Below are 23,005 nucleotides of genomic sequence, written 5' to 3'. Positions count from 1 at the left end.
ACATGGAGGTTCGATGACGAAACGCACGGCACCCGAGGACACCGAACGCGCGGTCATCGCTCTGGCGACGGCGGCGCTCCGGGATCTCGGCATCGAGGTCGAGGCCGTCGACGATCCCGAGTACGGGGACGTATTCCTGGTCGGCCCCGATGACGAGCGTTACTTCCTGCAGAACCTCGTCGCCGCCTGTCGGACGCTCCCCGAGAGCGAGTGGTCCGCGCACATCGGAACACATTTCGCCAGGCATCTGGAAGGACGCGCAGCCCCCGACGCCGAGGAATTGTCCGAGCCCGACCTGCTGACCGAAGTCCGTACGCGGCTTCAGCCCGTCGAGGTCGGCGCCGACCCACAGCTGTCGATGACGTACGCCCGCCGATTCAGCGACGACCTGGTCACCCACCTGTGCCGCGATCTGCCGACGACCGTCGAAACCCTCACCGACAGCAGCCTGCAGGGTCGCGACCTCGACCTGCTGTACCAGGCCGGCCAGCGCAACACCGACGCCGAACCCTATGCGACGCAAGAAATCTCAGTCGATGGCACCCGAGGCATCACTGCCCTGGTAAGCGACTCGTTCTTCATCGCCACCAAGGCATTGAACATGCGGCGGATCATCGGCACCGAGCTCGGCGAAGCCGAGCACGGCGTGGTGTTCAGTGTCCCCCACCGGCACCTGTTGATGGTCCACCCGGTCAGCAACCTCAAATCCACCCTCGCGGTGAAAGAGATGGTGGGCTACACGCTCGGCCAGGTCGCCGAGGCTCCGGGCGGCAACATCAGCCCGCACACCTACTTCTGGTACGGCGACCAGGTACAGCAGATCACCCGCATCGACCCCGACGAGAACTCCATGGTCATCGAGAGCCAAGGAATGTTCGGCGACGCTCTCGCCCTGTTCAGCTGACCCGATCTTGGTGGGTTCTGGCGAGCATTTCCCCAGGTCGGCATCGCCAGAAGCCACCAATTCCGGAGCTTTTAGTGGCGCAACGCCAGACCGATCTCGGCCACCATCGCGTCGACGGCGAACTTCGGCTTGACGTTGAAGCCCAGCGCTTCTCGACATTGCAGAACGGCCTCCACGCACGACAGCAGTTCCTCCGGACGCGCATAGCCGGCCATCGCGACGGTCTGTTCGGACATATCCGGGTGCATCGCGGCCACCGGCGACCCGAAGGACGACGCCAGCGCGTCGCGGAACAGCGCGGCGAGGTCGACCAGGGCCCGATCGAGTAGGTCGCGCCCGGTACGCGTCTCCCGGGACTTCTGGCGCCTCTCGAGATCCTTGAGGATTCCGGCCGAACCGCGCAACGCACCGGCCGCGCCCTTACCGGTACCTCCGGCGCCCAGGGAGGTCCGCATCTCCTCGGTCTCGGCCTCATCGAGGCGCGCACTGATCGCCTTCGCCGCGTCGGTGGCGGTCTTCACCAGCGCCTCGGCAGCCGCGTACGCGGTGGCATCCCTGGTGGCGGCCCTCGCGACCCCCAAGGCCTGCTTGCGTTGCTCCCGCGACTCCTCATCTGTCGCCAGCCGTCGGGCCCGCCCTACGTGGCCGCCGCAGACCGACGCGGCCCAGCGGGCCATCTCCGGGTCGATGCCGTCGTTTCCGATGAGGACCTCGGCGATCGCCGAGACCGAGGGCATCGTCAACGGCACATGCCGGCACCGCGATCGCAGGGTCACCGCGATGTCCTCAGGATCGACGCTGGGCGCACACAAGAGAAACACAGTGCGCGGCGGTGGCTCCTCGACCGCCTTGAGCAACGCGTTGGCCGCGCCTTCGGTGAGTCGGTCGGCATCTTCGACGACCACGACCTGCCAACGGCCGACGCTGGGCCTGCGCGCGGCCGTCTGCACGATCGCTCGCATCTCCTTGACCGGAATCGACAGCCCCTGCGGCACGATTCGACGCACGTCGGCGTGAGTTCCCGCCATCACCGTGGTGCAGGCGTGGCAACGGCCACATCCGGGGGCATCCGCCACCTCGCACTGCAGGGCCGCAGCGAAGCACTGAGCCGCCACCGAGCGCCCTGAACCCGGAGGACCGGTGAACAGCCAGGCGTGCGTCATCGCCGAGGAGCCATGTCTCGGGCCGTCGTCGGGCGCCCCGCCGTGAGCTTCCAGATCACGAGAAGCGGCCAAATGAGCTGCGGCGACGGACGCGACTGTGAGTTCTCCCACCACATCCGGCTGGCCGACCAGTCGATCGAACACTGTTGTCACAGGTCAAGCCTATCTGCATGCTCGGACAGCCGTGTTTAACTCTTGCAAGCAGGCAGCTACCGTGTTCACGTGGTCGAGAGACAGTCGCAGCTACAGCGCACCTGGCACTTGTTGCGCTGGCTCGTGCGCACTCCGTGGCCCGTACTGGCTCTCGACATGCTCCGCGCCAACGTCGCCGGCGCCCTGTTCACCTTCGCTTTCCTCCGTTTCGGCCTGCCGGCTCAGACCTCCGTCAGCCTGTCGGAGATCAGCGGGGTCGGTCAGCTCATCTTCGTGCTCTACCTGGTCATCGCGGGCATCGTCAGTGGCTACGCCACCATCAGGCTCTCGTTACCTGTTCTGGTCTGGCATCGGCGACGATCGCGCCTGGACAACGAGAGCGCACGACGCCGGGCGCTGCGCCTGCCGCTGCTCCTGATGATCGTCCACGGCGCCCTCTGGCTGGTCGGCGGAGCGGTCTTCTCACTGCTGAGCCTGTCCCAGTCCGGCCGCACCGCGCTGGTGGTGGCGTTGGGGTCGTTCGTCGGCGCGCTGGTCACCTGCGTCCTGGGGTACATGCAGTCCGAGAAGGTGCTGCGCCCCATCACCGTGGCGGCCATGGCCAACAACCCCGAGGACGCCACCGCCCCGAGCGTCACCCAGCGCATCATCCTCTTCTGGGTGATCAGCGTGGCCGCGCCGCTGGCCGTCATCATCGCCCTGGTCGTCGGACAGCAGATCGGCGTCATCGACACCGACGCCGCCGGACTACAGCGCCCCATCCTGTGGATGGCGGGTGCGGCTCTGGCCTTCGGATCGATCGGCCTGGTGCGGCTGGTCTCGGCCATCGCCGACCCCATCAAACAACTCCGGCTGGCGCAGCACGAGGTGCGCGAGGGCAACCTGGACACCTCCGTCCGCATCTACGACGGCAGCGACCTGGGTCTGCTGCAGGCCGGCTTCAACGAGATGGTCGCCGACGTGCGCGAGCGTCAACAGCTTCGCAACCTGTTCGGCCGCTACGTGGGTGAGGACGTGGCCCGCCGCGCCATCGAAATCGGCACCGAACTCGGCGGCGAGGAACGCTACGTCGGGGTGCTGTTCGTCGACATCGTCGGCTCGACCCGCCTCGCCGTCAACCGGCCTCCGCGCGACGTCGTCAACCTGCTCAACGAGTTCTTCCGGGTGATCGTCGACGTGGTCGGCAGGCACGGTGGATTCGTCAACAAGTTCCAGGGTGACGCGGCGCTCGCCATCTTCGGGGCCCCGCTGGACCAGGAGGACTTCGCGGGCCAGGCCCTCGCCGCGGCGCGCACGTTGCGTCAGGAACTCGATGCCGCGCTCGGCGACACCGACGTCGGCATCGGGGTGTCGGCGGGCAAGGCCATTGCCGGACACATCGGTTCGCAACAGCGCCTCGAGTACACCGTCATCGGCGACCCGGTCAACGAGGCGGCCCGGCTGACCGACCTGGCCAAGTTCGAGCCGAGCCGCGTGCTCGGTTCGGCCCGCGCCGTGTACCTGGCGTCGTCCGAGGAAGCGTCCCACTGGGATATCGGCGAGGGCATCGAGCTACGCGGACGCGGCATCGAAACCCGCTTGGCCAGGCCCAAATACGAGGTCGAGGTCTGAGAACCTAGTCCGTCGACTTCTTCGGCGGGGTCTTCTTTGCAGCGGCCTTCTTGGCGGTCGTCTTCTTGGCAGCGGCCTTCTTTGCCGGAGCCTTCTTGGCGGCGGTCTTCTTGGCAGCGGCCTTCTTTGCCGGAGCCTTCTTGGCCGCCTTCTTCGCCGACTTCTTGGCGGGGCCACGAGCGCGCCTGTCCGCCAGCAGTTCCGACGCCCGCTCGTCGGTGATCGATGCCACGTCGTCGTCCTTGCGCAGGCTGGCGTTGGTCTCACCATCGGTGACGTACGGACCGAAGCGGCCGTCCTTGATCACCATCGGGGCCTCCGACACCGGATCCTTACCCAGTTCCCGCAGCGGCGGCGCGGCGGCCGCACGACCGCGGCGCTTGGGCTCCGAGTAGATCTTCAGCGCCTCTTCGAGGGTGATGTCGAAGATCTGATCCTCACTCGTCAGCGACCGGGAGTCGGTGCCGCGCTTGAGGTACGGGCCGTACCGACCGTTCTGGGCGGTGATCTCCTGACCCTCTGCGTCCTGCCCGACGATCCGGGGCAGCGAGAGCAGCTTCAAGGCATCGTCGAGCGTGACCGAAGCGATCTCCATCGACTTGAACAGCGACCCGGTGCGCGGCTTCGGGCCGGCCTTCTTGGCAGCCTTCTTCGCGGTCTTCTTGGCCGTTGCCTTCTTGGTCGCGGTCGCGGTGCCGCCTCCACCCGTCGGAGCGTCCAGAGGAGTCGCGCCGTCGTCGAGCGGGGTCGGCGCGGGCGGCGGGGCGAGGGCAGGCGACGACGCGTCGTCGTCTCCATCATCCTCGGGGTCGGGGAGAATCTCGGTCACGTACGGACCGAAACGCCCTTCCTTGGCCACGATCTCGTTACCCGAGAGCGGGTCGACACCCAGCGTTCGACCCTCCTGCGGGGTGCTGAAGAGCTTCTCCGCGAGTTCGAGGGTCAGCTCGTCCGGGGTGATGTCGTCGGGCAGGTTGGCGCGTTGCGACTCCGGCTCGCCGCCGCCCTCAGGCGTGACGGTGCGCTCGAGGTACGGACCGAACCGGCCGACGCGCACGTACACGGGCCTGCCCTGGTCGTCGTCGAACAGGCGGATCGAGTTGACGGTCCGGGCGTCGATCTCTTCGAGGTTGATGCCGACCAGTTTCTTCAGACCGGTGGCGGCCTGACCTTCGGCACCTTCTTGCCCGAAGTAGAACTGCGTCAGCCAGTTGGTGCGGTTCTCTCGGCCGCTGGCGATCTGGTCGAGATCGTCTTCCAGCGAGGCGGTGAAGTCGTAGTCGACAAGCCGTTTGAAGTAGGCCTCGAGCAGCCCGACGACGGCGAACGCGATCCAGGACGGGACGAGCGCCGAGCCCTTCTTGTGCACGTAGCCGCGATCCTGGATGGTGCCGATGATCGACGCATACGTCGACGGGCGGCCGATCCCCAACTCCTCCAACGTCTTCACCAGCGACGCCTCGGTGTAGCGCGCAGGCGGATTGGTGGTGTGCCCGTCCGGCCGCAGTTCGGTGGCCGTGAGCGCTTGTCCCTGAACGAGGTTCGGGAGGCGACTCTCGGCGTCGTCGGCGGTGCCGCCGGCCTGCTCGTCGACGGTCTCGACGTAGGCGGACAGGAAGCCCGGGAACGTGATGGTGCGGCCCGAGGCGGCGAACGTGCAGGTCTCCCCGGTTCGCGCGGCGCCGGAGATCCGCAGACTCATCGTGGTGCCGCGGGCATCGGCCATCTGCGAGGCGACGGTGCGCTGCCAGATGAGTTCATAGAGCCGGAACTCGTCGGTCTGCAGCGCGGAAGCGACCTCACCGGGGGTCCGGAAGGACTCACCGGCCGGCCGGATGGCCTCATGGGCCTCCTGAGCGTTCTTCACCTTGCGGGTGTACTGCCGCGGCGTCGGGTGGACGAAGTTCGCCCCATAGAGGGCACGGGCCTGGTTACGGGCCGCCGTGATCGCCGACTCGGACAGCGTGGTCGAGTCGGTACGCATGTAGGTGATGTAGCCGTTTTCGTACAGCCGCTGCGCGACCCGCATCGTGCGATCAGAGGTGAACCGCAGCTTGCGGCCCGCTTCCTGCTGCAGCGTCGACGTCATGAACGGCGCGTACGGCTTGCGGGTGTACGGCTTTTCCTCGACCGAGGACACCGACATGGAGGCGCCCTGCAGGGCTCCGGCCAGAGCGACCGCGCGGTTCTCGTCGAGGATCACGACGCCGTCGGCCTTCTTCAGGCCGCCGACCGAGTCGAAGTCGCGTCCACTGGCGACACGATCGCCGTCGACGCTGACCAGGCGGGCACCGAAACTACGCGGCGTCGCCTCTGCGCCGGCGTCGAGCGTCGCGGCGATGTCCCAGTAACTGGCCGACCGGAACGCCATCCGCTCGCGTTCACGCTCGACGATGATGCGGGTGGCCACCGACTGCACGCGGCCCGCCGACAACTTCGGCATGACCTTCTTCCACAGGACCGGCGACACCTCGTAGCCGTAGAGACGGTCGAGGATGCGACGGGTCTCCTGGGCGTCGACGAGGTCTTCGTCGAGGTCTCGGGGATCTTCGGCGGCCGCGCGGATGGCCGATTCGGTGATCTCGTGGAAGACCATCCGCTTGACCGGGATCTTCGGTTTGAGGGTGTCGAGCAGGTGCCACGCGATGGCTTCACCCTCGCGGTCACCGTCTGTCGCGAGGTAGAGCTCGTCGACGTCCTTGAGCAGCGCCTTGAGTTCGGTCACCGTGGACTTCTTGTCCGGCGACACCACATACAGCGGTTCGAAGTTCTCGTCGACGTTGACGCCGAGTCTCGCCCACGCCTGACCCTTGTATTTGGCAGGCACGTCGGCGGCACCACGCGGCAGGTCACGAATATGACCGCGCGACGACTCCACCACGTAGTTGGGACCGAGATATGTCGAGATCTTGCGGGCCTTGGTCGGGGACTCGACGATCACGAGCCGGCGCACGACACCACCTGTCTTGCCGGCTGTAGTACCTGAATCCGCCACCGTCTTTGCCTGCACCTTTCCATGGTTCTTCTGGCCCGTTTGTACCTTATGTATAGCGCTAATGACATCCCTGCACCTGACCTGCCACCCGTGAACACCGTCGAACCAGGGTGCGAACCGGTGGTTTGGACAGGTTGTCAGTACAGTTCAGACACGTTATCGATCACGCTGTCAAATAAATGGCCATTGCACGGCCGCCCCGGGTATGTCTGGGGCGTCTCCGACCGATTCGATCAGTCGCGTCAGGCGCCGCTTGCCCGCGATTCGCAGGGCCGGGTTGGAGCTCCTGGTGCCCACCAGGGTGGGTGCGATGCCCGCGCGCATGACCGCGGTCGCCAGCGAACCGTGCGAGTCCGGGGCATGGGAGTCGAGACCCAGAAGGTAGCGGTCGGCATCGCGCTCGCCGGCTGCGATGACCCACAGTCGCAGCGCCCGCGGACTCGGCACCCAGGTGGCGGGCATCGTCTTCACCGCACCTTTGGTCCACTGGCGGTACAGGCCTTCGAGGACCGGAGTCGACGCGGTCCCGACCAGAGGCGAGCCCTCCGACGACAGGGATATCTCGGCGGCCACCCCGGATCGCTCGATCTCGTCGGCGAGTGCCCGGGCACGCCAGTCCTCGGCCACCACGACCGACAGCCGCGCACCCCGCGGTCCGATGGCCACCTGCCCGGCGGACGCCAAGATCCCGGCGAGATCGTCCAAGGACGGCTCGTCGGTCTCCGCGGAGAACATGGACAGCTGACCCACGTTGAAACCGTACGGTATGCGGGGCCAAAAGAGACTCACCCCCGGCGCCGTGGGTTTCGGCGTCGGGGGTGAATCCAGATTTTCGTGTGGTTCGAGTGACAAGTCCTATAGACCGCGAACACCAGTGGCCTGCGGGCCTTTCGTGCCCTGACCGACCTCGAACTCAACCCGCTGGTTCTCCTCGAGGGTCCGGAAGCCGTTTCCCTGAATCTCGGAGTAGTGGACAAACACGTCGTCCGGGCCGTCATCGGGCGCGATGAAACCGAACCCCTTTTCCGCGTTGAACCACTTCACAGTCCCCTGAGCCATGCCGTATTCCTTTTCTATCACCGGTAGCGGCGGAGAGTTACCCACGCCGGGCCGGTTCCGACCGCCATACCTACTGGCGCCGCTTGCGAGCACGCCCGCACACTGACCTTCAGTACCACGCCCGCAACACGATCTGCGAGTGAGAAGGTGAATGTTTTAACCCGCCCCCCGAGAGCTACGACCACAATGAGTCAATCATGTTCTCGGCGTGGACAACAGTGGAGAGTTCAACTTGATTTCAAACGTCGCCAGAAGCGCATTGTGGGTCGTGAATGCCGGACGAACTCTCCTTTGTTGCATTCGGCGGGCTTAGTATTACGAGGTGATGAACTGGAACGATGAGTAACGCAGACTTCGGTACCGAACTGCTCGCCCGGACGCTTGCGGGTATCGATCCTGATGACTCACCCCTGACACACAAGTCAGTAATTCCCTCCAGGACAGCTTCTTTCGCCAATTGGCCAAACTGGGTCGCCGGTCCGGTTCGCGACGCCCTGGTGGAATCCGGCGTGAAGGTGCCGTGGACCCACCAGGTCATTGCGGCCGAACACGCCTGGGCCGGAGAACATGTGGTGCTCTCGACGGGCACGGCGTCCGGAAAATCGCTTGCCTACCAGGTGCCCATCCTGTCCAGGCTTCTCGACGATCCGCGGGCAACCGCGTTGTATCTCGCACCCACCAAGGCGCTCGGTTCCGATCAGCTGCGGTCGGTGTCCTCATTGCTGGCCGGGCGCAAGGAGTTCATGCATCTACAGCCCTGCGCATACGACGGCGACACCGAACCCGCCGTGCGTCAGTGGGCTCGCGAACACTCCCGGTGGATCTTCACCAATCCGGACATGTTGCACATAGGCATTCTCGGGTCCCATGGCCGTTGGCGACAGTTCATGCGCGGACTGCAATTCATCGTCGTGGACGAATGCCACCACTATCGAGGCGTATTCGGGTCGCACACCGCGCTGGTACTGCGCCGTCTGCTCCGCATCGCGCGAGCGGCGGGCGCGAATCCGGTCGTGATCGGCGCCAGCGCCACCGCCGGGAGTCCCGGCGCGGCCATGAGCCGGATGATCGGCGCCGACTGCGTGGAGATCACCGAAGACGGATCACCCCACGGCGCGCGCACGGTCGCATTGTGGGAGCCGGGTTTCGTCCCCGAGATCACCGGCGAGCACGGCGCTCCCGTGCGCAGGCAGGCCGGGGCCGAGGCCGCGCGCGTCCTTGCCGATCTCGTGCTCGAGGGCGCGCGGACGCTGTGCTTCGTCCGTAGTCGCCGCGGTGTCGAACTGACGGCACTGTCGGCCAAACGAATACTCGAGGAGGTCGACCCGGCATTGGCGCCCCGGGTGGCCGCTTACCGCGCGGGTTATCTCGCGGACGACCGCCGGACCCTCGAACGGGACATCGCCGACGGAAAGTTGCTGGGGGTCGCCACCACCAATGCACTGGAACTCGGCGTCGACATCAGCGGTCTCGATGCCATTGTGGTGGCCGGGTTTCCGGGGACCGTCGCGTCGTTCTGGCAACAGGCCGGGCGCGCGGGCCGGCGCGGCGAGGGGTCGCTGGTGGTGTTGATCGCCCGCGACGACCCCCTCGACACCTACCTGGTGAACCATCCCGAGGCACTGCTGAACAAACCGGTCGAGGCCACCGTCACCGACCCCACGAATCCGTACGTGCTCGGTCCGCAATTACTCTGTGCGGCTGCCGAACTGCCGCTCAAAGACGCCGAGGTCGATGCCTTCGGGGCACGGGAACTACTCGAAGATCTGGCCCGTCAGGGACTCATCCGACACCGCAAGGCGGGGTGGTACGTCGCGGCCGGGGTGGACCCCCACGGCGCGGTGGACATTCGCGGCGGCATCGGCGGACAGGTGATGATCGTCGACGAGACCACCGCGCAGTTGCTCGGCACGGTCGACACCGGCCGGGCGATGTCCACCGTGCACCAGGGCGCTGTCCACATCCATCGCGGCGAGAGCTACGTCGTCGACGAACTCGACCTCGACGATGGTCTGGCACTGGTACATCCAGAGGAACCCGACTGGACCACCAGCGCCCGAGAGACCACCATCGTCGACATCACCGACGTGATCGAGACGGAAACCCATGGGCCGCTGACCATCGCGTTGGTGCGGGTGGACGTCACACATCAGGTGGTCGGGTACCTGCGGAAACTGATCTCCGGCGAGGTCCTGGATTCGGTGGAGCTGGACATGCCGCCGCAAACGCTCTCGACGCGGGCCGTGATGTACACGATCGCCCCCGAAGCCCTCGAGGCCGTGGGGGTCGACCCGATCCGCTTCCCGGGAGCGTTGCATGCTGCCGAACACGCCGCGATCGGGTTGTTGCCGCTGGTGGCGACCTGCGATCGCTGGGACATCGGCGGCCTGTCGACCAATCTGCATCCCGACACCGGCCTGCCCACCGTGTTCGTCTACGACGGTTATCCCGGCGGTGCCGGTTTCGCCGACCGCGGACACGAGGCCTTCGAGATCTGGATCCGCGCCACCCGAGATGCGGTGTCCGGGTGCGGGTGTGAAACCGGGTGCCCGTCGTGTGTGCAGTCCCCGAAATGTGGCAACGGCAACGAACCGCTAGACAAAGACGGGGCCATCCGAGTCCTGAATTTGATCTTGCGTGAGCTGCCCGCGACCCCGTGAGCCCGTGAGCGCAGGGGTGGGCCCGTGAGCGCAGGGGTGGGCCGCGCGTGATGCAGTGAGGAACGCGAGCGCGCAGCGCTCACGTGACGAGCGAAGAACGCGCAACAAGGCCCACGACGGAGCGAACAATCAAACACAGTGAGCGCAGGGGTGGGCCGCGCGTGATGCAGAGAGGAACGCGGACGCGAAGCGGCCACGTGACGAACGAAGAACGCGCAACAGGGCCCACGACGAAGCGAACAATTAGGCACTGTCGATCACGTGCATGAAATCCGAGCTCAGTTTCCCTCTGCCGTGCGCGGAAATGGATTTCTCAGCGCTCATCGGGTTTAACGTGAGAAATCCGATCAGCGAAGAGGCATGAACCATGACGCAGACCCCCGGGCAATCCGACCCGTATGACCAGACCCGCATGACGTCCACCAACCCACCACCGGTGAATCCCCAACCTGGCGGCCCACGGCCGGACGTTTCCAAGCCTGCGGGAACAGACCATTCGACCGCAGGCGCGGAGCCGCCGCGTCCACCGGAGCACGGCGGGCCACCACCGGGACAGTACGAGTCGGGTCAGTACGGGCAAGGTCAGTACGGCCAAGGCCAGTACGGGCAGGGTCAGCACGGAGCAGGACAGCCGGGTCAATACGGCGGTCAGCAGCCGCCTCAGCAATACGGATCACCCTCTGATCAGCCGCAGTACGGTGCGCCTCAAAGTCAGCCGCAATACGGCGCGCCCCGGGGCCAGCCGCAGTACGGTGCGCCGCAGGGCCAGCCGCAGTACGGCCAGCAGGCGCCGTATCAGCAGGGCGGACAGCAGCCATACCAGGCCGGTCAGAATCCGTACGCTGCGCCGCAACACGATCAGGGTCAGCAGCCCTACGGCAGCGCGTACGGCTCAGCGCCGACGGCCGCGCCGGTCTCGCAGGCAGTCAAGGTCATCGGACTGGTCATCGCGGTCATCGCGGTGGTGATCGCGATCTCGGCGTTCCTGCCGTGGGTCTCGGGGACGATCAGCGAGAGCGGGCTCGGCGGCGGTGATTCCGACACTGATGCCAATGATGGCGTCCTGACCTTGGTTCTCGCCGTCGTCGCCGGAATTTTCGGCGTGATCAGCGTTCTCATCGCCAAGCGTTCCGGCCTGCACCTGACGGCCGGCATCGTCGCGGTGGTGACGGGAATCCTGGTGGCACTCATCGCGATCGTCGACATCACCGACATCCTGGACGCCAAGGAGACCGCCGAGGTCTTCGATATCACCATCGACGTCGGCATCGGCCTGTGGCTGACCCTCGTCGGCGGTATCGGCCTGGTGATCGCCGGAATAGCCGGAATCATCAAGCGCAAGTAGCACACCCGACCGGGCGCAGCCGAACCGATCAGATCAGGCGGAAGCCGCTGCCGACGATGTTGAGCCCGTTCAGGTCTTTGAGGATGTAGCCGATACCGGTACTGAGCGTCGGCACGTGAACCGGGTTGCCCGGGTCGTTGCACTCGATGTCGAAGTTCAGTCCGGTGCCGCCGATGTTCTTGAAGATGCGGCCCCCGTTGAGCAGACCGACGAGCTTGTTGTCGACGACGACAGGCGCGCCGGAGTCACCGTGGTTGGAGCAGCTCTGGTTGAGGGTGAAGGTCGGGCTCTCGGGGTCGGTGCCCCATACGACGCCGCAGTTGGTGCCGGTGGTGCGGCCCGCCTTGCAGGCGTTCTGGCCAAAGGCCGGCTGCGGACCGAAACCGCCGAGGGTCAACCCCCGGTAGTTGCGCTGCGCTTCGACCTTGGCCGGGTCGAAGCGGATCACCGCGTAGTCCCAGTACTTGTTGGACGAAGTGACCTGGCCGATCACGCCGGACCCGGCGGCCTTCTCGGCGCGGACGGCATCGCCGGTCTCGGCGCAGTGGGCCGCGGTCAGCCCGACAAGGCGGCCTGCGGAGTCGTGGCCGATCGCGGTCAGCGTGCACACCGAACTGTTGTTGATGATGATGCCCGCGCCGCCACCGAGTGCGACGCGAGGAGCAGCGCTGGCTGAGCCGGCCGCCAGTCCTGACATGCAGATCACTGCGATGAGTCCGGACACGACTGCCAACAAACGCTTCTTCAAGAAATCCCCCACCATTCACTTCGGTAAATTCTGTTCCGCGAAGCATATCTTCGCGTCGCGCAGTCACGTGATCGCGCACCAGTGTGAACGTCGACACCTCCGCCCAATACACCGGCCCTGTCCTGTCTACCTCACAGACCCCCGTCTGCCTACTCGGACAACTCCTGCCCGTCACTCCACTGGCCCGGCCCGCGCCGTCGCCAAGGCGTCACGGCGACCGAATAACCCGAGGTCAACAGCCATTCTCACCGACACCACCACATCCACACCCTCCGGATTGCAGGACGCGAGGAGCACTCCCATCCGCCCCGCGATCAGCCCTGCCTGCGCACACGGATCGGCCTCACCGAGCACCAGAGCCGACGCAGCCGCGAGTGCGGCGAGATCGGCGGCCGACTGAGCCTGATGGCGCGCCGACACCGCAGCACCCACATACAGAACCAGCACCACCAACCCCGCCAACGCCGCGATCGCGCACGCCCCGGCAACCGTCGCCGAGCCACGCTCATCGCCCGCAATCCTCACTCGTCGCCGCCCGGTTCGACCGCCGCCACCGCCCGCGCACCCACCTCCACCCCCGGCAGCAACGGCACATCGACCCGCACCTGCGCGACGATCAACTCCCCCTCGGTACGGATCCGCACCGACGCCCCATCAGGACCGACCTGACGCGCCACCTGCTCGGCGCGAACCGAATCACCCAGCGCCGCAATCCTCGCCGCCTCCCGCGCTGCGTCGATACAGCGGACGTGAGCAGCTACCGCGGCCACCGCCACCACCCCGATCACCACCATCGCGACAATCGAGGCGAGCGCGATCGCCGCCTCCACCGTCACCATGCCCCGATCATCGGCCAGCAGACGGCGACGAACGCGCCGCATCATCATCCGACCGTGGTCTGCAACGCCTTGTCGATGATCCCCGTCAACGCCGAGACGATCGAATCACCGGTCACGACGGTGTAGAGAATGGCACCGAACGCCGCTGCAGCGATCGTGCCGATCGCATACTCCGCGGTCGACATGCCGTCCTCGTCCATCATGAACACTGCAGCTCGTGCCTGCACATTCCGAATCATGTTGCCTATCATCGATTTCCCCCTATACACACCGTGGCCAGTCCACGGCAGATCTCAGAGCAGACCGCCACCGAACACTTTTCCCGCCAGGCCCATCACCACGGGCACGATGCCCAGGCAGACGAAGGCCGGCAAGAAACACAGTCCGAGTGGTCCGCTGATCGCAACCCCTGCTCGTTCGGCGGCGGCCGCCGCCCGGTCCTGGGCCTCGCTGCGCTGGTTGTCGGCCAACTCCTCCAACCCGCGCACCGGCGAGGACCCCGCTCGCGCCGATCGACGCGTCACCGCTGCCAACATCGCGGCGGACTGATCCGCCTCGCCGGATACGGCCCACGCCTGCAACGGGTCTGCGCCCAGGGACAACAGATCGGAGGCGCGGGCGAGGATCCCCGCGAGCGCCGGCGGAGCCGACTGCGACACCACCTTCGCGGCGGCAGCGACCGGCAACCCGGAACGCAGGCACACCGCGAACAGGTCGTAGCTCGCTGCCGCGGCGAAGGGGTCGTCGACCGCCTTCTTCTTTCCCAGCCACCGCGGTTCCCGACTGCGGCCGTGGGACACCGGCGGAGCGACGATCCGGTATGTCGACCACACCGGGCCCGGGACGAGCAGCAGACCAGCAGCCCCGGCCAGAGCTGCGAATACGACCCCGGTCACCGGTCGGTCACCTTGCCGACGATGCGCCGCGACCACAGCAGACCGGCGCAGACCAGGCCGACCCCGACCACGAGCAGCACTCCGCCGATCCCACCACCGAGCAACACCGCCACCGGTGCCGCGCCCATCGCCTGCCCGAGCAGGATCCCGAGTATCGGCAGAAGCGCGAGAACCAGTGCAGTGGCCTTCGCGCCGGCGAGTGCAGCTGCCGTTCGTGTTTTGAAGCGATGACGAGCCAGCAGATCTGCACGCACCGAGGTCAGCAGCTCAGCCATCGGGAGGCCGTATTGTTCAGCAGTCCGCCAGGCGACGGCAATCCGCTGCCACGCGTGGAAGCCGGTGGCCCCCGACCCCGACGAAGACTCGCTGTAGTGCCCCTCCGCCTGCTCGATTCCTGCGGCGACATCACCACCGAGCGCGGCACGACCCGCCATCATCTGCAGCATCTCAGCCGTCCCCGCGTCTGCAGGACCGCCGCAGTCCTGCGCCGCCTGCCTACACGCGTGTGCGGGGTGCGCCCCCACCCTCAACTCAGAGACCATGACCTCCAGCGCTGCGAGTAGCCGCGCCATCTCTGCGGCCCCTGCCCGCTCGCGTCGCCGCGAAACCAGCAGAACCTGCGTCATCGCTGCGGCCATGGCCGCAGCCAGCGCCGCACCGGCACCGACGAGAACAAGCGTGAGCACCGGACCGAGCATCAGACCCAGACCGAGTGGTTCGGCAAACAGTGTGCGTCGCAGAGGTTCCGCAGGGATCAGCGCATGTGCGCGAGTCTGTGCTCGTGGTCGGGCCCACAACAGAATGGACAGGCCGACGGCGACCAGCACTGCGGTCATCGCCCCAGCCTCGCGTCCAGTACCGCGGCCAGAGCTGCTGCGGCGGTGGTGAAACCGCCCGCTCGAGTCCAGACGGCCTCTATGCAAACCAGCCCGTCGTTGCCGCGGCGGAGCATCCCGATCTCCGAGACACCCCTGCTGCCCGAGGAATCCCGGAACACCCCGATCACCACCGAAATAGCCGCTGCGAGTTGGCTGTGCAGCGCAGGCCGGTCCATGCCGCCGAGGGCGGCGAGTGCCTCCATCCGCGCGGGCACCTCCGCCGTCGAGTTCGCGTGCAGGGTGCCTGCGCCGCCGTCGTGCCCGGTGTTCATTGCGGTCAGCAGGTCGACGACCTCGGCGCCCCGCACCTCCCCGACGACGATCCGGTCCGGTCGCATCCGAAGCGCTTGCCGAACCAGGGCCCGCACCGGGACCTCCCCCGCGCCTTCGACATTCGGCGTCCTGGCGACCAACCGCACCACGTGGGGGTGCTGCGGCGCCAACTCCACAGCGTCCTCGACGCACACGATTCTCTCCGCCGGATCCACTCGCCCGAGAAGCGCCGACAACAAGGTCGTCTTACCGGCTCCTGTGCCGCCCACCACCAGGAAGGCCAGGCGAGCGTCGACGATGGCCTCCAGTAGCGCGAGGGCCTCCGGATCGATCGCCCCTGACCGCGCGAGGGCGTCGAGGTTCTGCGTAGCTGGTCGCAGTACCCGCAGCGACAGGCATGTCCCGTCGACCGCGATCGGCGGGATGACGGCGTGCAACCGCACGCTGTAGCCGCGTCGACCAAGCCCGGCCAGCTGGCCGTCGACCCAGGGTTGCGCATCGTCGAGCCGTTTGCCTGCGGCCAGGGCCAACCGCATCGCCAGCCGTCGCACCGCCTCGTCGTCCTCGAACTCGACGTCCGACCGCTCGAGGCCGCGCCCCTGATCGGTCCAGACCTGTTTCGGTCCCACCACCAGGATGTCGTTGACCGCCGGGCCGGCCAGCAAGACCTCCAGCCGTCCGGCACCGACCAGTTCGGTCTGCAGAAAACGAAGGGCATCAAGCAGATCGGTGTCGCCCAGCACGCCACCTGCCTCCGCGCGGACGACGGCTGCCATCACTTCGGGGGTGGGATCCTGCGCGGTGGCCGCGAGCTTCTCGCGGACCCGGGTCAGCAGTTGCGCACGCCCGGGATGCACTGCATCACCACCGGTGCTCACCGCAGCACCCGACGCAGCTCGACCGCGCGGTCGAGCACCGTGGTCGCGGACCGGCGCAACGGCGAACGTCGGGCGAGAGCGAGCCCACCGGATTCGAGTTGGCGCTCGAGCCGCACATCGGGCCGCGTCGCGGTCAGCAGGGGCACACCGATGACGTCGGCCACCTCGACCGGCCGCAGCCCACCTGGAGCCGGGCCGCGGACGACGACCTCGACCCGCCCGGTGCGAGCCCGCACACGCGCAGCCATCTCGCGTCCGGCGGCGCAGGCCCGGATCGTCGCGGCGGTCACGAGCACCACCAGGTCTGCGGCTTCCACCACGGCGTCCACCAGCTCACCCTCGCGCCGGGGCAGGTCGGCCACCACGACGTCGCCGCTGCCCCGTGCGGCGTCGATCGCGGCGAGCGCGGCCTCTGGGCGGACGGGTGTGCCGCTGCCGCGCCGCCCGGTGAGGATCGCCAACCCTCCCCGGGAATGCGGGAGAGCGGTGTGCAGGGAGGCGGCCACGACCTGGCCGCTCTCGAGCGTGAGTTCTTGCCAGCGCAGCCCGGGCTGGTCCTCGACCCCGAGTAGGAGATCCTGCCCACCACCGAGGTCGTCGAGGTCGACGATGATTCCGCTCAGACCCCTCTCGCAGGCCACCAACCCCACTCCGGCGGCCAGCGTCGAGGCCCCGGCGCCTCCGTGACCCGGTATCAGGGCGATGGCAACACCGGAGGGCCCGATCGGTTTCGCGATCCGGGAGAGCGCCTGTACCACCGCATGCTCGTCGTCAGGGAGCACGAAGCCGTCGCCGGCTCCGAGGGTGAGCGCGGTGCGCCACATCTGCGGTCCGTCGCCCGCGAGTCCGACGACGAGCAGCCCGCCCCGTCGGGGCAATCCGCAGGCCAGTGTTGCCTCGACGGTGCTGGCATCGACGAGCACCGCGGTGCACTCCGCCCACTCCCTGCGACATCGTTCGGGAAGCGCACGAACGATTTGATATCCGGCGGCAGCGGCGACACGCGCGACGTCGTCCGCGAGGTCCGGGGACACCATCACGAGCACAGTCGAGGAATCGGTCATGACAGCCATCGTGGCGGGTCGTCTCGTCCTTGACGGCGGCTGACAGCCCATCGGACGCGAACCTGTGGAGTGTCTGCCGATCTGTGGAGAGTTGCCTGTGAACACAGCGCGCCGCGCGCCCGAAGTTTTGGAAAACATGCAGGTGAGCGGGCCGGTGGAGCCAGCAGTGACCGTGTGGGTCAGATGACCGAAAAGGTCCGGAAATGGGGACGACCCTGGCCAGGGGGGGAGGAGGCCAGGGTCGTCGCGTTCAGCCCCGGGGGGTCGGGCTGAAAGCCCCGGATCAAGTCCGGGTAACTATGACTATACACAAGTTTCTGGGATTGATTGCAACTTCAACCATTTGATTCTCTTCATGCAAACGAAGTGATCGTAAGTGAAGTTATCGGGTTCACAGCGGTCCGAAGCAGTGCCTCATACGGTAGCCCGAAGTACCCTCGACAGGTGACCGCTTTCAAGCCGGCAGACGGTGGACCGAGGTCCCCCGGTACGACGCGGATCGCCGCGTTCTTCGATCTCGACAAGACGATCATCGCCAAATCGAGCTCCCTCGCCTTCTCCCGCCCGTTCTTCGATCAGGGGCTGATCAATCGCCGATCAGTCCTCAAATCGTCCTACGCGCAGTTCATGTTCCTGCTGTCGGCGGCCGACCACGACCAAGTCGAGCGCATGCGCAAGCACGTGACCGCGATGTGCACGGGCTGGGACGTCGAGCAGGTGTCGTCGATCGTCCACGAGACCCTCCACGACATCGTCGATCCCCTGGTCTTCGCGGAAGCGGCAGACCTGATCGCCGGCCACAAGGCGCGCGGGCACGACGTGGTCATCGTCTCGGCGTCGGGCACGGAAATCGTCGAACCGATCGGCGAGATGCTCGGTGCCGACTACTCGATGGCCAGCCGGATGAAGGTCGTCGACGGCAAATACGCGGGCGAGGTGGAGTTCTACTGCTACGGCGACGAGAAGGTCGTCGCGATGAACGAGATCGCGACGTCGGTCGGTTACGACCTCACGAAGTGCTTTGCCTACTCCGACTCGATCACCGACCTGCCCATGCTGCGCGCTGTCGGCCATCCGACCGTCATCAACCCTGATCGCGCCCTGCGCAAGGAGGCCTCCACACAGGGGTGGCCGATGCTCTCGTTCACAAAACCGATATCACTGCGCAGCCGGCTGCCCGCGGCCACCCCGGTCACCGTGACAGCCTCGGCCGCAGTGGGTTTGGGCGCAATGATCGCGGGCGCCCTCACCTACACTGCGCTGCACCGCCGGCGGCGCTGACCACCTGAGGTTCTCCGCGCGGGCGTCGGGAGTGAAAAGCGTTTTAGCCCAAGGGAAAAGGTGTGATGCAAATTTGAGACGGCTCACCCCTTGATGTGACCGTGGTCACGGTGTAGAAAGTAGTTACGGAAAGCGCGGGAAGCCAAGTTCGGACCGGAGGAGAAGGTACGGACTCCTGACCACGCACTCCCAGCACGGATATCGAGCACCCACGCGCAGCACGCCGCGGGAGGCACCAGGTTGTGGGCCTGCGAGATTCGACGTCGTATTCAGATGAGTTCCTTTGGGTGGCAACGCTTTTGAGGCGGCGACGGACAACTCTGCCTAGGTCACCCCACACAACCACCACAGCACGCTTGGTAACTCGGATCCGTGCTAGCGGGCGGCCGACGGGAATCGCATGAGCGACCCGTAGGCCGCCCGCAGTGCGTTGTCCGCCCTTTATTTCTTCTCTGTCACAACGAATATCGACCAAACGCTGCTACTGAGCGCGCGCTGCATCGGCGATGGATCTCGCCTCGGCTGCTCCGGCCTCCAAGGCCTCACCGCTCAGCACCAGCCAACCGCGGATACCTTCTGGATCGCCCGCTCCGAAAGCCGCCGACAGTGTGCGGTACTCCTGCACGCGTTTGAACCAGGTCACTTCCGGCACCCCGAGGTTGTGCGGATCGAGTCCGGTACTCGCACACACCAGCCGCGAGGCGGCCCGGGCCACCACCCCGTTCGCGTAGACGAAGGGTTCGAGCGCGAGCAGTTCCGCATGAACCACCGCGGCGAGCACCGGCGCCGGTGCCTTGGTCGCACCGGTGACCAGCTGCGCGAGCAAAGCCAGCCGCTGGTCGAGCTCACGATCGGCGCGGGGTCGTCCCAGCAACTCGGGATCGTCTGTCAGTTCATTGGCGGCGAGCACATGCAACCTGGCCAGCGCCTGCAGCGGCGCCCTGGTCCACACGGCCAGCATCTGCGGCAACGATTCGCCGTCGAGCGCCTGTGCCACCCGCATCGCACCGGACAAGACGGGCTCGTCGAAGTCGCCGTCCCGAACGAGCTCGATGCTGCCACCGTCGATGGCCGCCGACGACCGACCCGCTCGCCATGATGCCTCTGTCGCCGTCTTGTCCCAGCCCCGGAGATTCGCGGGGTGCCGGTGGGCGGCCGCGAGTGCGTCGCGCGCCCGGTCCGCCGCCTCGAGCACGCCGGGCATCTCGAGCAGCGGAGCCAAAGGATCAGTCACGAGAAGTCAGACTACTTCGCACACGTCGAGCCTCCGTAGTCAGAGCAGATCGAGAACGTGCCCCGCGGCACGGGCCTTGACCACGGCCTCATGCCGGTTGTGCGCTCCGAGCCGGACCATTGCGGCACGGAGATAGGTCTTCACGGTGTCGACGGTCAAACCGAGCCGATCCGCCACCACCCGATTACCGAAACCCATCGCCACCAGCGACAACACTTCGAGCTGCCGGGGTGTCAGGGGCACCGAGGGTTCACCGGACGGCCGCGCGCCACCGATCTGATCGACGAGGTCGAGCAACCGGCGCCGGGTCTCGTCGTCTCCGGAGACCGCCGCGATGTCGCGAATCTCGTCCAGCCACTCAGCGGCCTGGACCTGCGATTGCTGCACTGCAGCCATCGCTCCGAGACGCCGATCGACTTCATCTCGGGTGCGCAGTTCGGCGGCGACCCGGCCGGCTTCCACGGACAGCGCGGCGACAGCGTCGTCCCCGAGGTGACCGCCACCGCGCCAACCCGCATAGATCAGGCCTCGCACCGAGCCGTCGACGACGATCGGGGCCGCCGCGAGGTCTGTGATCCCTTCTCCTAGGATCTGGTCGTCGAAGTCGTGGGTGATCTCGCTGGCCGAACCGTAATCGCGGATGAGCGTGGTGCGCTTGTTCAGCCAGATCAGGCCACCGAGGCCGCGCTGCGGGGTCACCGTGATCGTGCGCAGTGCCGCGGTCTGGTGCCCCACCGATTCGGTCACCGCGATGGCGCCCTGGTCGCGCAGGCCTCCGAAGACGACGGGGATGCCCGTGACCCTTCTCAGGCGCGCACTCGTGGCCCGCACCAGTTCGCGATCGCTGGGGCGGAGCACGATGTTGTCGACACTCATCAGCACTATCCACTTTCGGGGCTATTGCAGTAGATGATGCCGCAGACATCATGTGGTGCACAACACAGTGACCCCTGACATGGGCCACAGGCCGGCCGATCGACACAGATTCCGGGCGGCCGAGAAGCTGAAAGGGAACCGATGAGTGATGGCACCGCACCCGTGACGTACGCCCCGCCGACCGCATTCGCGGAGCAGGCGAACGCAGGACCCGAACTCGAACAGGCCGCCGAGGCGGATCGGTTGGCGTTCTGGGCCGAGCAGGCTCGCCGTTTGCACTGGGACACCGACTTCGGCGACGTCCTCGACTGGTCGAACGCCCCGTTCGCGAAGTGGTTCGTGGGCGGCAAGCTCAACGTGGCCTATAACTGCGTCGACCGGCACGTCGAGGAGGGCAACGGCGACCGTGTCGCGATCCACTGGGTCGGTGAACCCGGGGACAGCCGCGACGTCACCTACAGCGACCTGCTCGCCGAGGTCTCGCAGGCGGCGAACTACTTCACCGAGATCGGCCTGGTCTCCGGTGATCGCGTCGCCATTTATATGCCGATGGTCCCCGAGGCCATCGTCACGATGCTCGCCTGCGCGCGTCTGGGTCTGACCCACTCGGTGGTGTTCGCCGGCTTCTCGGCCGCCGCGCTGCGGTCGCGGGTCGACGACGCCGAAGCGAAACTCGTGGTCACCACCGACGGCCAGTACCGGCGCGGCAAGCCCGCCCCACTCAAGGCGGGTGTCGACGAGGCCCTGGGCACCGGCGACGACGCCGCCAAATCGATCGAACACGTCCTGGTCGTCAACCGCACCGACTCCGACATCGACTGGGTCGAAGGTCGTGACCTCTGGTGGCACGAGACCGTCGCCAAGGCCGACACCAAGCACGAGCCGGAGCCCTTCGACGCCGAGCACCCGCTGTTCCTGCTCTACACCTCGGGGACCACGGGCAAGCCCAAGGGCATCGTCCACAGCTCCGGCGGCTACCTGACCCAGGTCAGTTACACCTTCCACAACGTCTTCGACCACAAGCCGGGCAAGGACGTCTTCTGGTGCGGCGCCGACATCGGCTGGGTCACCGGGCACAGCTACCTCGTGTACGGACCGCTGTCGAACGGCGCGACCGAGGTGGTCTATGAGGGAACGCCCAACTCCCCCAACGAACATCGCCACTTCGAGGTCATCGAGAAGTACAAGGTCAGCATCTACTACATCGCGCCGACCCTGATCCGGACCTTCATGAAGTGGGGCCGCGAGATCCCGGACGCCCATGACCTGAGCTCGCTGCGGCTGCTCGGCAGCGTCGGCGAGCCGATCAACCCCGAAGCCTGGCGTTGGTACCACGAGGTCATCGGCGGTGAGAACTGCCCGATCGTCGACACCTGGTGGCAGACTGAGACCGGCGCGATCATGATCTCGCCGCTGCCCGGCATCACCGCCACCAAGCCCGGTTCCGCGATGGCGCCCCTGCCCGGCATCAGCGCCAACATCGTCAACGAGAAGGGCGAGTCCGTCGGCGCCGGCGAGCAAGGGTTCCTCGTGCTGGACAAGCCGTGGCCGTCGATGCTGCGCGGGATCTGGGGCGACGAGGAGCGGTTCAAGGACACGTATTGGTCGCGGTTCGCCGAGCAGGGCTGGTACTTCGCAGGTGACGGCGCCCGCTACGACGACGACCACGCACTGTGGGTCCTCGGCCGCATCGACGACGTCATGAACGTCTCGGGCCACCGGATCTCCACGTCCGAGGTCGAGTCCGCGCTCGTCGGACACCCCAGCGTTGCCGAGTCCGCGGTGATCGGCGCTGCCGACGCCACCACGGGCCAGGGCATCGTGGCCTTCGTGATCCTGCGCCAGGGCCGCGAGGACACCGGCGATCAGCTCATCAAGGAGCTGAAAGATCATGTGTCGAAAGACATCTCCCCGATCGCGAAGCCGCGGGAGATCTACATCGTCCCAGAGCTGCCGAAGACGCGGTCCGGCAAGATCATGCGTCGACTCCTCAAGGACGTCGCCGAAGGACGCGAACTCGGTGACACCTCGACCCTGGTCGACCCCTCGGTCTTCGACGCGATCCGCCAGCAGCGCAAGGGCTGACGACCCACCACCATCGGATCTGCTTCGGTTCCGTGAATCCGCTCCGCTTCCAGCACTCTGGAA

Annotated in this window: 20 protein-coding genes; 6 read left to right on the top strand and 14 right to left on the bottom strand. The window is 66.7% G+C overall.

Annotation, left to right across the window (positions count from 1 at the left end; all coding sequences use genetic code 11):
- The first annotated feature begins 13 nt into the window (after positions 1 to 13).
- Positions 14 to 904 (top strand): hypothetical protein, encoded by an 891-nt coding sequence (locus BFL43_RS22530; protein ID WP_084894968.1) that lies wholly within the window; start codon positions 14 to 16, stop codon positions 902 to 904.
- A 71-nt stretch (positions 905 to 975) separates the two neighbouring features.
- Here BFL43_RS22530 and BFL43_RS22525 read toward each other — a convergent pair whose 3' ends face one another.
- Positions 976 to 2,220: a DNA polymerase III subunit delta' gene (locus tag BFL43_RS22525; RefSeq protein ID WP_084894966.1), complete on the bottom strand. Its 1,245-nt coding sequence runs from the start codon at positions 2,218 to 2,220 to the stop codon at positions 976 to 978.
- Between the two features lie 156 nt (positions 2,221 to 2,376).
- Between BFL43_RS22525 and BFL43_RS22520 the strand changes: the two genes are divergently transcribed.
- Positions 2,377 to 3,831 carry an adenylate/guanylate cyclase domain-containing protein gene (locus tag BFL43_RS22520; RefSeq protein ID WP_240498437.1) on the top strand — a complete coding sequence of 485 codons (1,455 nt, stop codon included), beginning with the start codon at positions 2,377 to 2,379 and terminating at the stop codon, positions 3,829 to 3,831.
- Positions 3,832 to 3,835: 4 nt separating this feature from the next.
- Here the strand turns inward: BFL43_RS22520 and topA are convergent, their stop codons facing one another.
- The 3 genes from topA to BFL43_RS22505 all read right to left on the bottom strand — a co-directional run bounded on the left by topA (position 3,836) and on the right by BFL43_RS22505 (position 7,885).
- Positions 3,836 to 6,826 (bottom strand): type I DNA topoisomerase, encoded by a 2,991-nt coding sequence (gene topA, locus BFL43_RS22515; protein WP_084895234.1) that lies wholly within the window; start codon positions 6,824 to 6,826, stop codon positions 3,836 to 3,838.
- Positions 6,827 to 6,997: 171 nt separating this feature from the next.
- Complete coding sequence (locus BFL43_RS22510; RefSeq protein ID WP_084894962.1) at positions 6,998 to 7,576, bottom strand: hypothetical protein; 579 nt, start codon at positions 7,574 to 7,576, stop codon at positions 6,998 to 7,000.
- A 105-nt stretch (positions 7,577 to 7,681) separates the two neighbouring features.
- Complete coding sequence (locus BFL43_RS22505) at positions 7,682 to 7,885, bottom strand: cold-shock protein (RefSeq protein ID WP_084839153.1); 204 nt, start codon at positions 7,883 to 7,885, stop codon at positions 7,682 to 7,684.
- A gap of 338 nt (positions 7,886 to 8,223) precedes the next feature.
- On the opposite strand from BFL43_RS22505, the gene BFL43_RS22500 reads away from it, so the two are divergent.
- Positions 8,224 to 10,545: a DEAD/DEAH box helicase gene (locus BFL43_RS22500; protein WP_084894960.1), complete on the top strand. Its 2,322-nt coding sequence runs from the start codon at positions 8,224 to 8,226 to the stop codon at positions 10,543 to 10,545.
- 367 nt (positions 10,546 to 10,912) lie between these two features.
- Positions 10,913 to 11,890: a DUF4064 domain-containing protein gene (locus BFL43_RS22495; protein ID WP_084894958.1), complete on the top strand. Its 978-nt coding sequence runs from the start codon at positions 10,913 to 10,915 to the stop codon at positions 11,888 to 11,890.
- A 28-nt stretch (positions 11,891 to 11,918) separates the two neighbouring features.
- Here BFL43_RS22495 and BFL43_RS22490 read toward each other — a convergent pair whose 3' ends face one another.
- The 8 genes from BFL43_RS22490 to ssd form a co-directional block, all read right to left on the bottom strand.
- Positions 11,919 to 12,638 carry a S1 family peptidase gene (locus BFL43_RS22490; RefSeq protein WP_240498427.1) on the bottom strand — a complete coding sequence of 240 codons (720 nt, stop codon included), beginning with the start codon at positions 12,636 to 12,638 and terminating at the stop codon, positions 11,919 to 11,921.
- A 171-nt stretch (positions 12,639 to 12,809) separates the two neighbouring features.
- Positions 12,810 to 13,163, bottom strand: coding sequence for an Rv3654c family TadE-like protein (locus BFL43_RS22485; protein WP_084894954.1), 354 nt, complete (start codon positions 13,161 to 13,163; stop codon positions 12,810 to 12,812).
- Positions 13,160 to 13,522 carry a TadE family type IV pilus minor pilin gene (locus BFL43_RS22480; protein ID WP_143695475.1) on the bottom strand — a complete coding sequence of 121 codons (363 nt, stop codon included), beginning with the start codon at positions 13,520 to 13,522 and terminating at the stop codon, positions 13,160 to 13,162. Before BFL43_RS22480 ends, BFL43_RS22485 begins: the two co-directional genes overlap by 4 nt.
- Positions 13,522 to 13,728: a DUF4244 domain-containing protein gene (locus BFL43_RS22475; RefSeq protein ID WP_084894952.1), complete on the bottom strand. Its 207-nt coding sequence runs from the start codon at positions 13,726 to 13,728 to the stop codon at positions 13,522 to 13,524. Before BFL43_RS22475 ends, BFL43_RS22480 begins: the two co-directional genes overlap by 1 nt.
- Before the next feature lie 42 nt (positions 13,729 to 13,770).
- Complete coding sequence (locus BFL43_RS22470) at positions 13,771 to 14,373, bottom strand: type II secretion system F family protein (protein ID WP_084894950.1); 603 nt, start codon at positions 14,371 to 14,373, stop codon at positions 13,771 to 13,773.
- On the bottom strand, positions 14,370 to 15,209 hold the full coding sequence (locus BFL43_RS22465) for a hypothetical protein (RefSeq protein ID WP_084894947.1): 840 nt from the start codon (positions 15,207 to 15,209) through the stop codon (positions 14,370 to 14,372). Before BFL43_RS22465 ends, BFL43_RS22470 begins: the two co-directional genes overlap by 4 nt.
- Positions 15,206 to 16,402: a TadA family conjugal transfer-associated ATPase gene (locus tag BFL43_RS22460; RefSeq protein ID WP_240498426.1), complete on the bottom strand. Its 1,197-nt coding sequence runs from the start codon at positions 16,400 to 16,402 to the stop codon at positions 15,206 to 15,208. The genes BFL43_RS22465 and BFL43_RS22460 overlap by 4 nt, the downstream gene beginning before the upstream one ends.
- Positions 16,399 to 17,466, bottom strand: a complete 1,068-nt coding sequence (gene ssd, locus BFL43_RS22455; protein WP_168176702.1) for a septum site-determining protein Ssd — start codon at positions 17,464 to 17,466, stop codon at positions 16,399 to 16,401. The genes BFL43_RS22460 and ssd overlap by 4 nt, the downstream gene beginning before the upstream one ends.
- 444 nt (positions 17,467 to 17,910) lie before the next feature.
- Between ssd and BFL43_RS22450 the strand changes: the two genes are divergently transcribed.
- Positions 17,911 to 18,747 (top strand): HAD-IB family hydrolase, encoded by an 837-nt coding sequence (locus BFL43_RS22450; protein WP_084894943.1) that lies wholly within the window; start codon positions 17,911 to 17,913, stop codon positions 18,745 to 18,747.
- 481 nt (positions 18,748 to 19,228) lie between these two features.
- Here the strand turns inward: BFL43_RS22450 and BFL43_RS22445 are convergent, their stop codons facing one another.
- Positions 19,229 to 19,951 (bottom strand): oxidoreductase, encoded by a 723-nt coding sequence (locus tag BFL43_RS22445; RefSeq protein ID WP_084895228.1) that lies wholly within the window; start codon positions 19,949 to 19,951, stop codon positions 19,229 to 19,231.
- Positions 19,952 to 20,020: 69 nt separating this feature from the next.
- Positions 20,021 to 20,857 carry a LuxR C-terminal-related transcriptional regulator gene (locus BFL43_RS22440; RefSeq protein ID WP_084894941.1) on the bottom strand — a complete coding sequence of 279 codons (837 nt, stop codon included), beginning with the start codon at positions 20,855 to 20,857 and terminating at the stop codon, positions 20,021 to 20,023.
- 141 nt (positions 20,858 to 20,998) lie between these two features.
- Here BFL43_RS22440 and acs point away from each other — a divergent pair, with 141 nt between their 5' ends.
- The gene (gene acs, locus BFL43_RS22435) at positions 20,999 to 22,942 is read left to right on the top strand and encodes an acetate--CoA ligase (protein WP_084894939.1); all 1,944 of its coding nucleotides are present in this window, start codon (positions 20,999 to 21,001) and stop codon (positions 22,940 to 22,942) included.
- Positions 22,943 to 23,005 lie beyond the last annotated feature (63 nt).

Source organism: Williamsia sp. 1135 (assembly GCF_002095395.1).
In the GTDB taxonomy this organism is placed as follows: domain Bacteria; phylum Actinomycetota; class Actinomycetes; order Mycobacteriales; family Mycobacteriaceae; genus Williamsia.
Note: the sequence above shows the minus strand (reverse complement) of the source record. Positions and strands in the feature narration are given on the sequence as shown.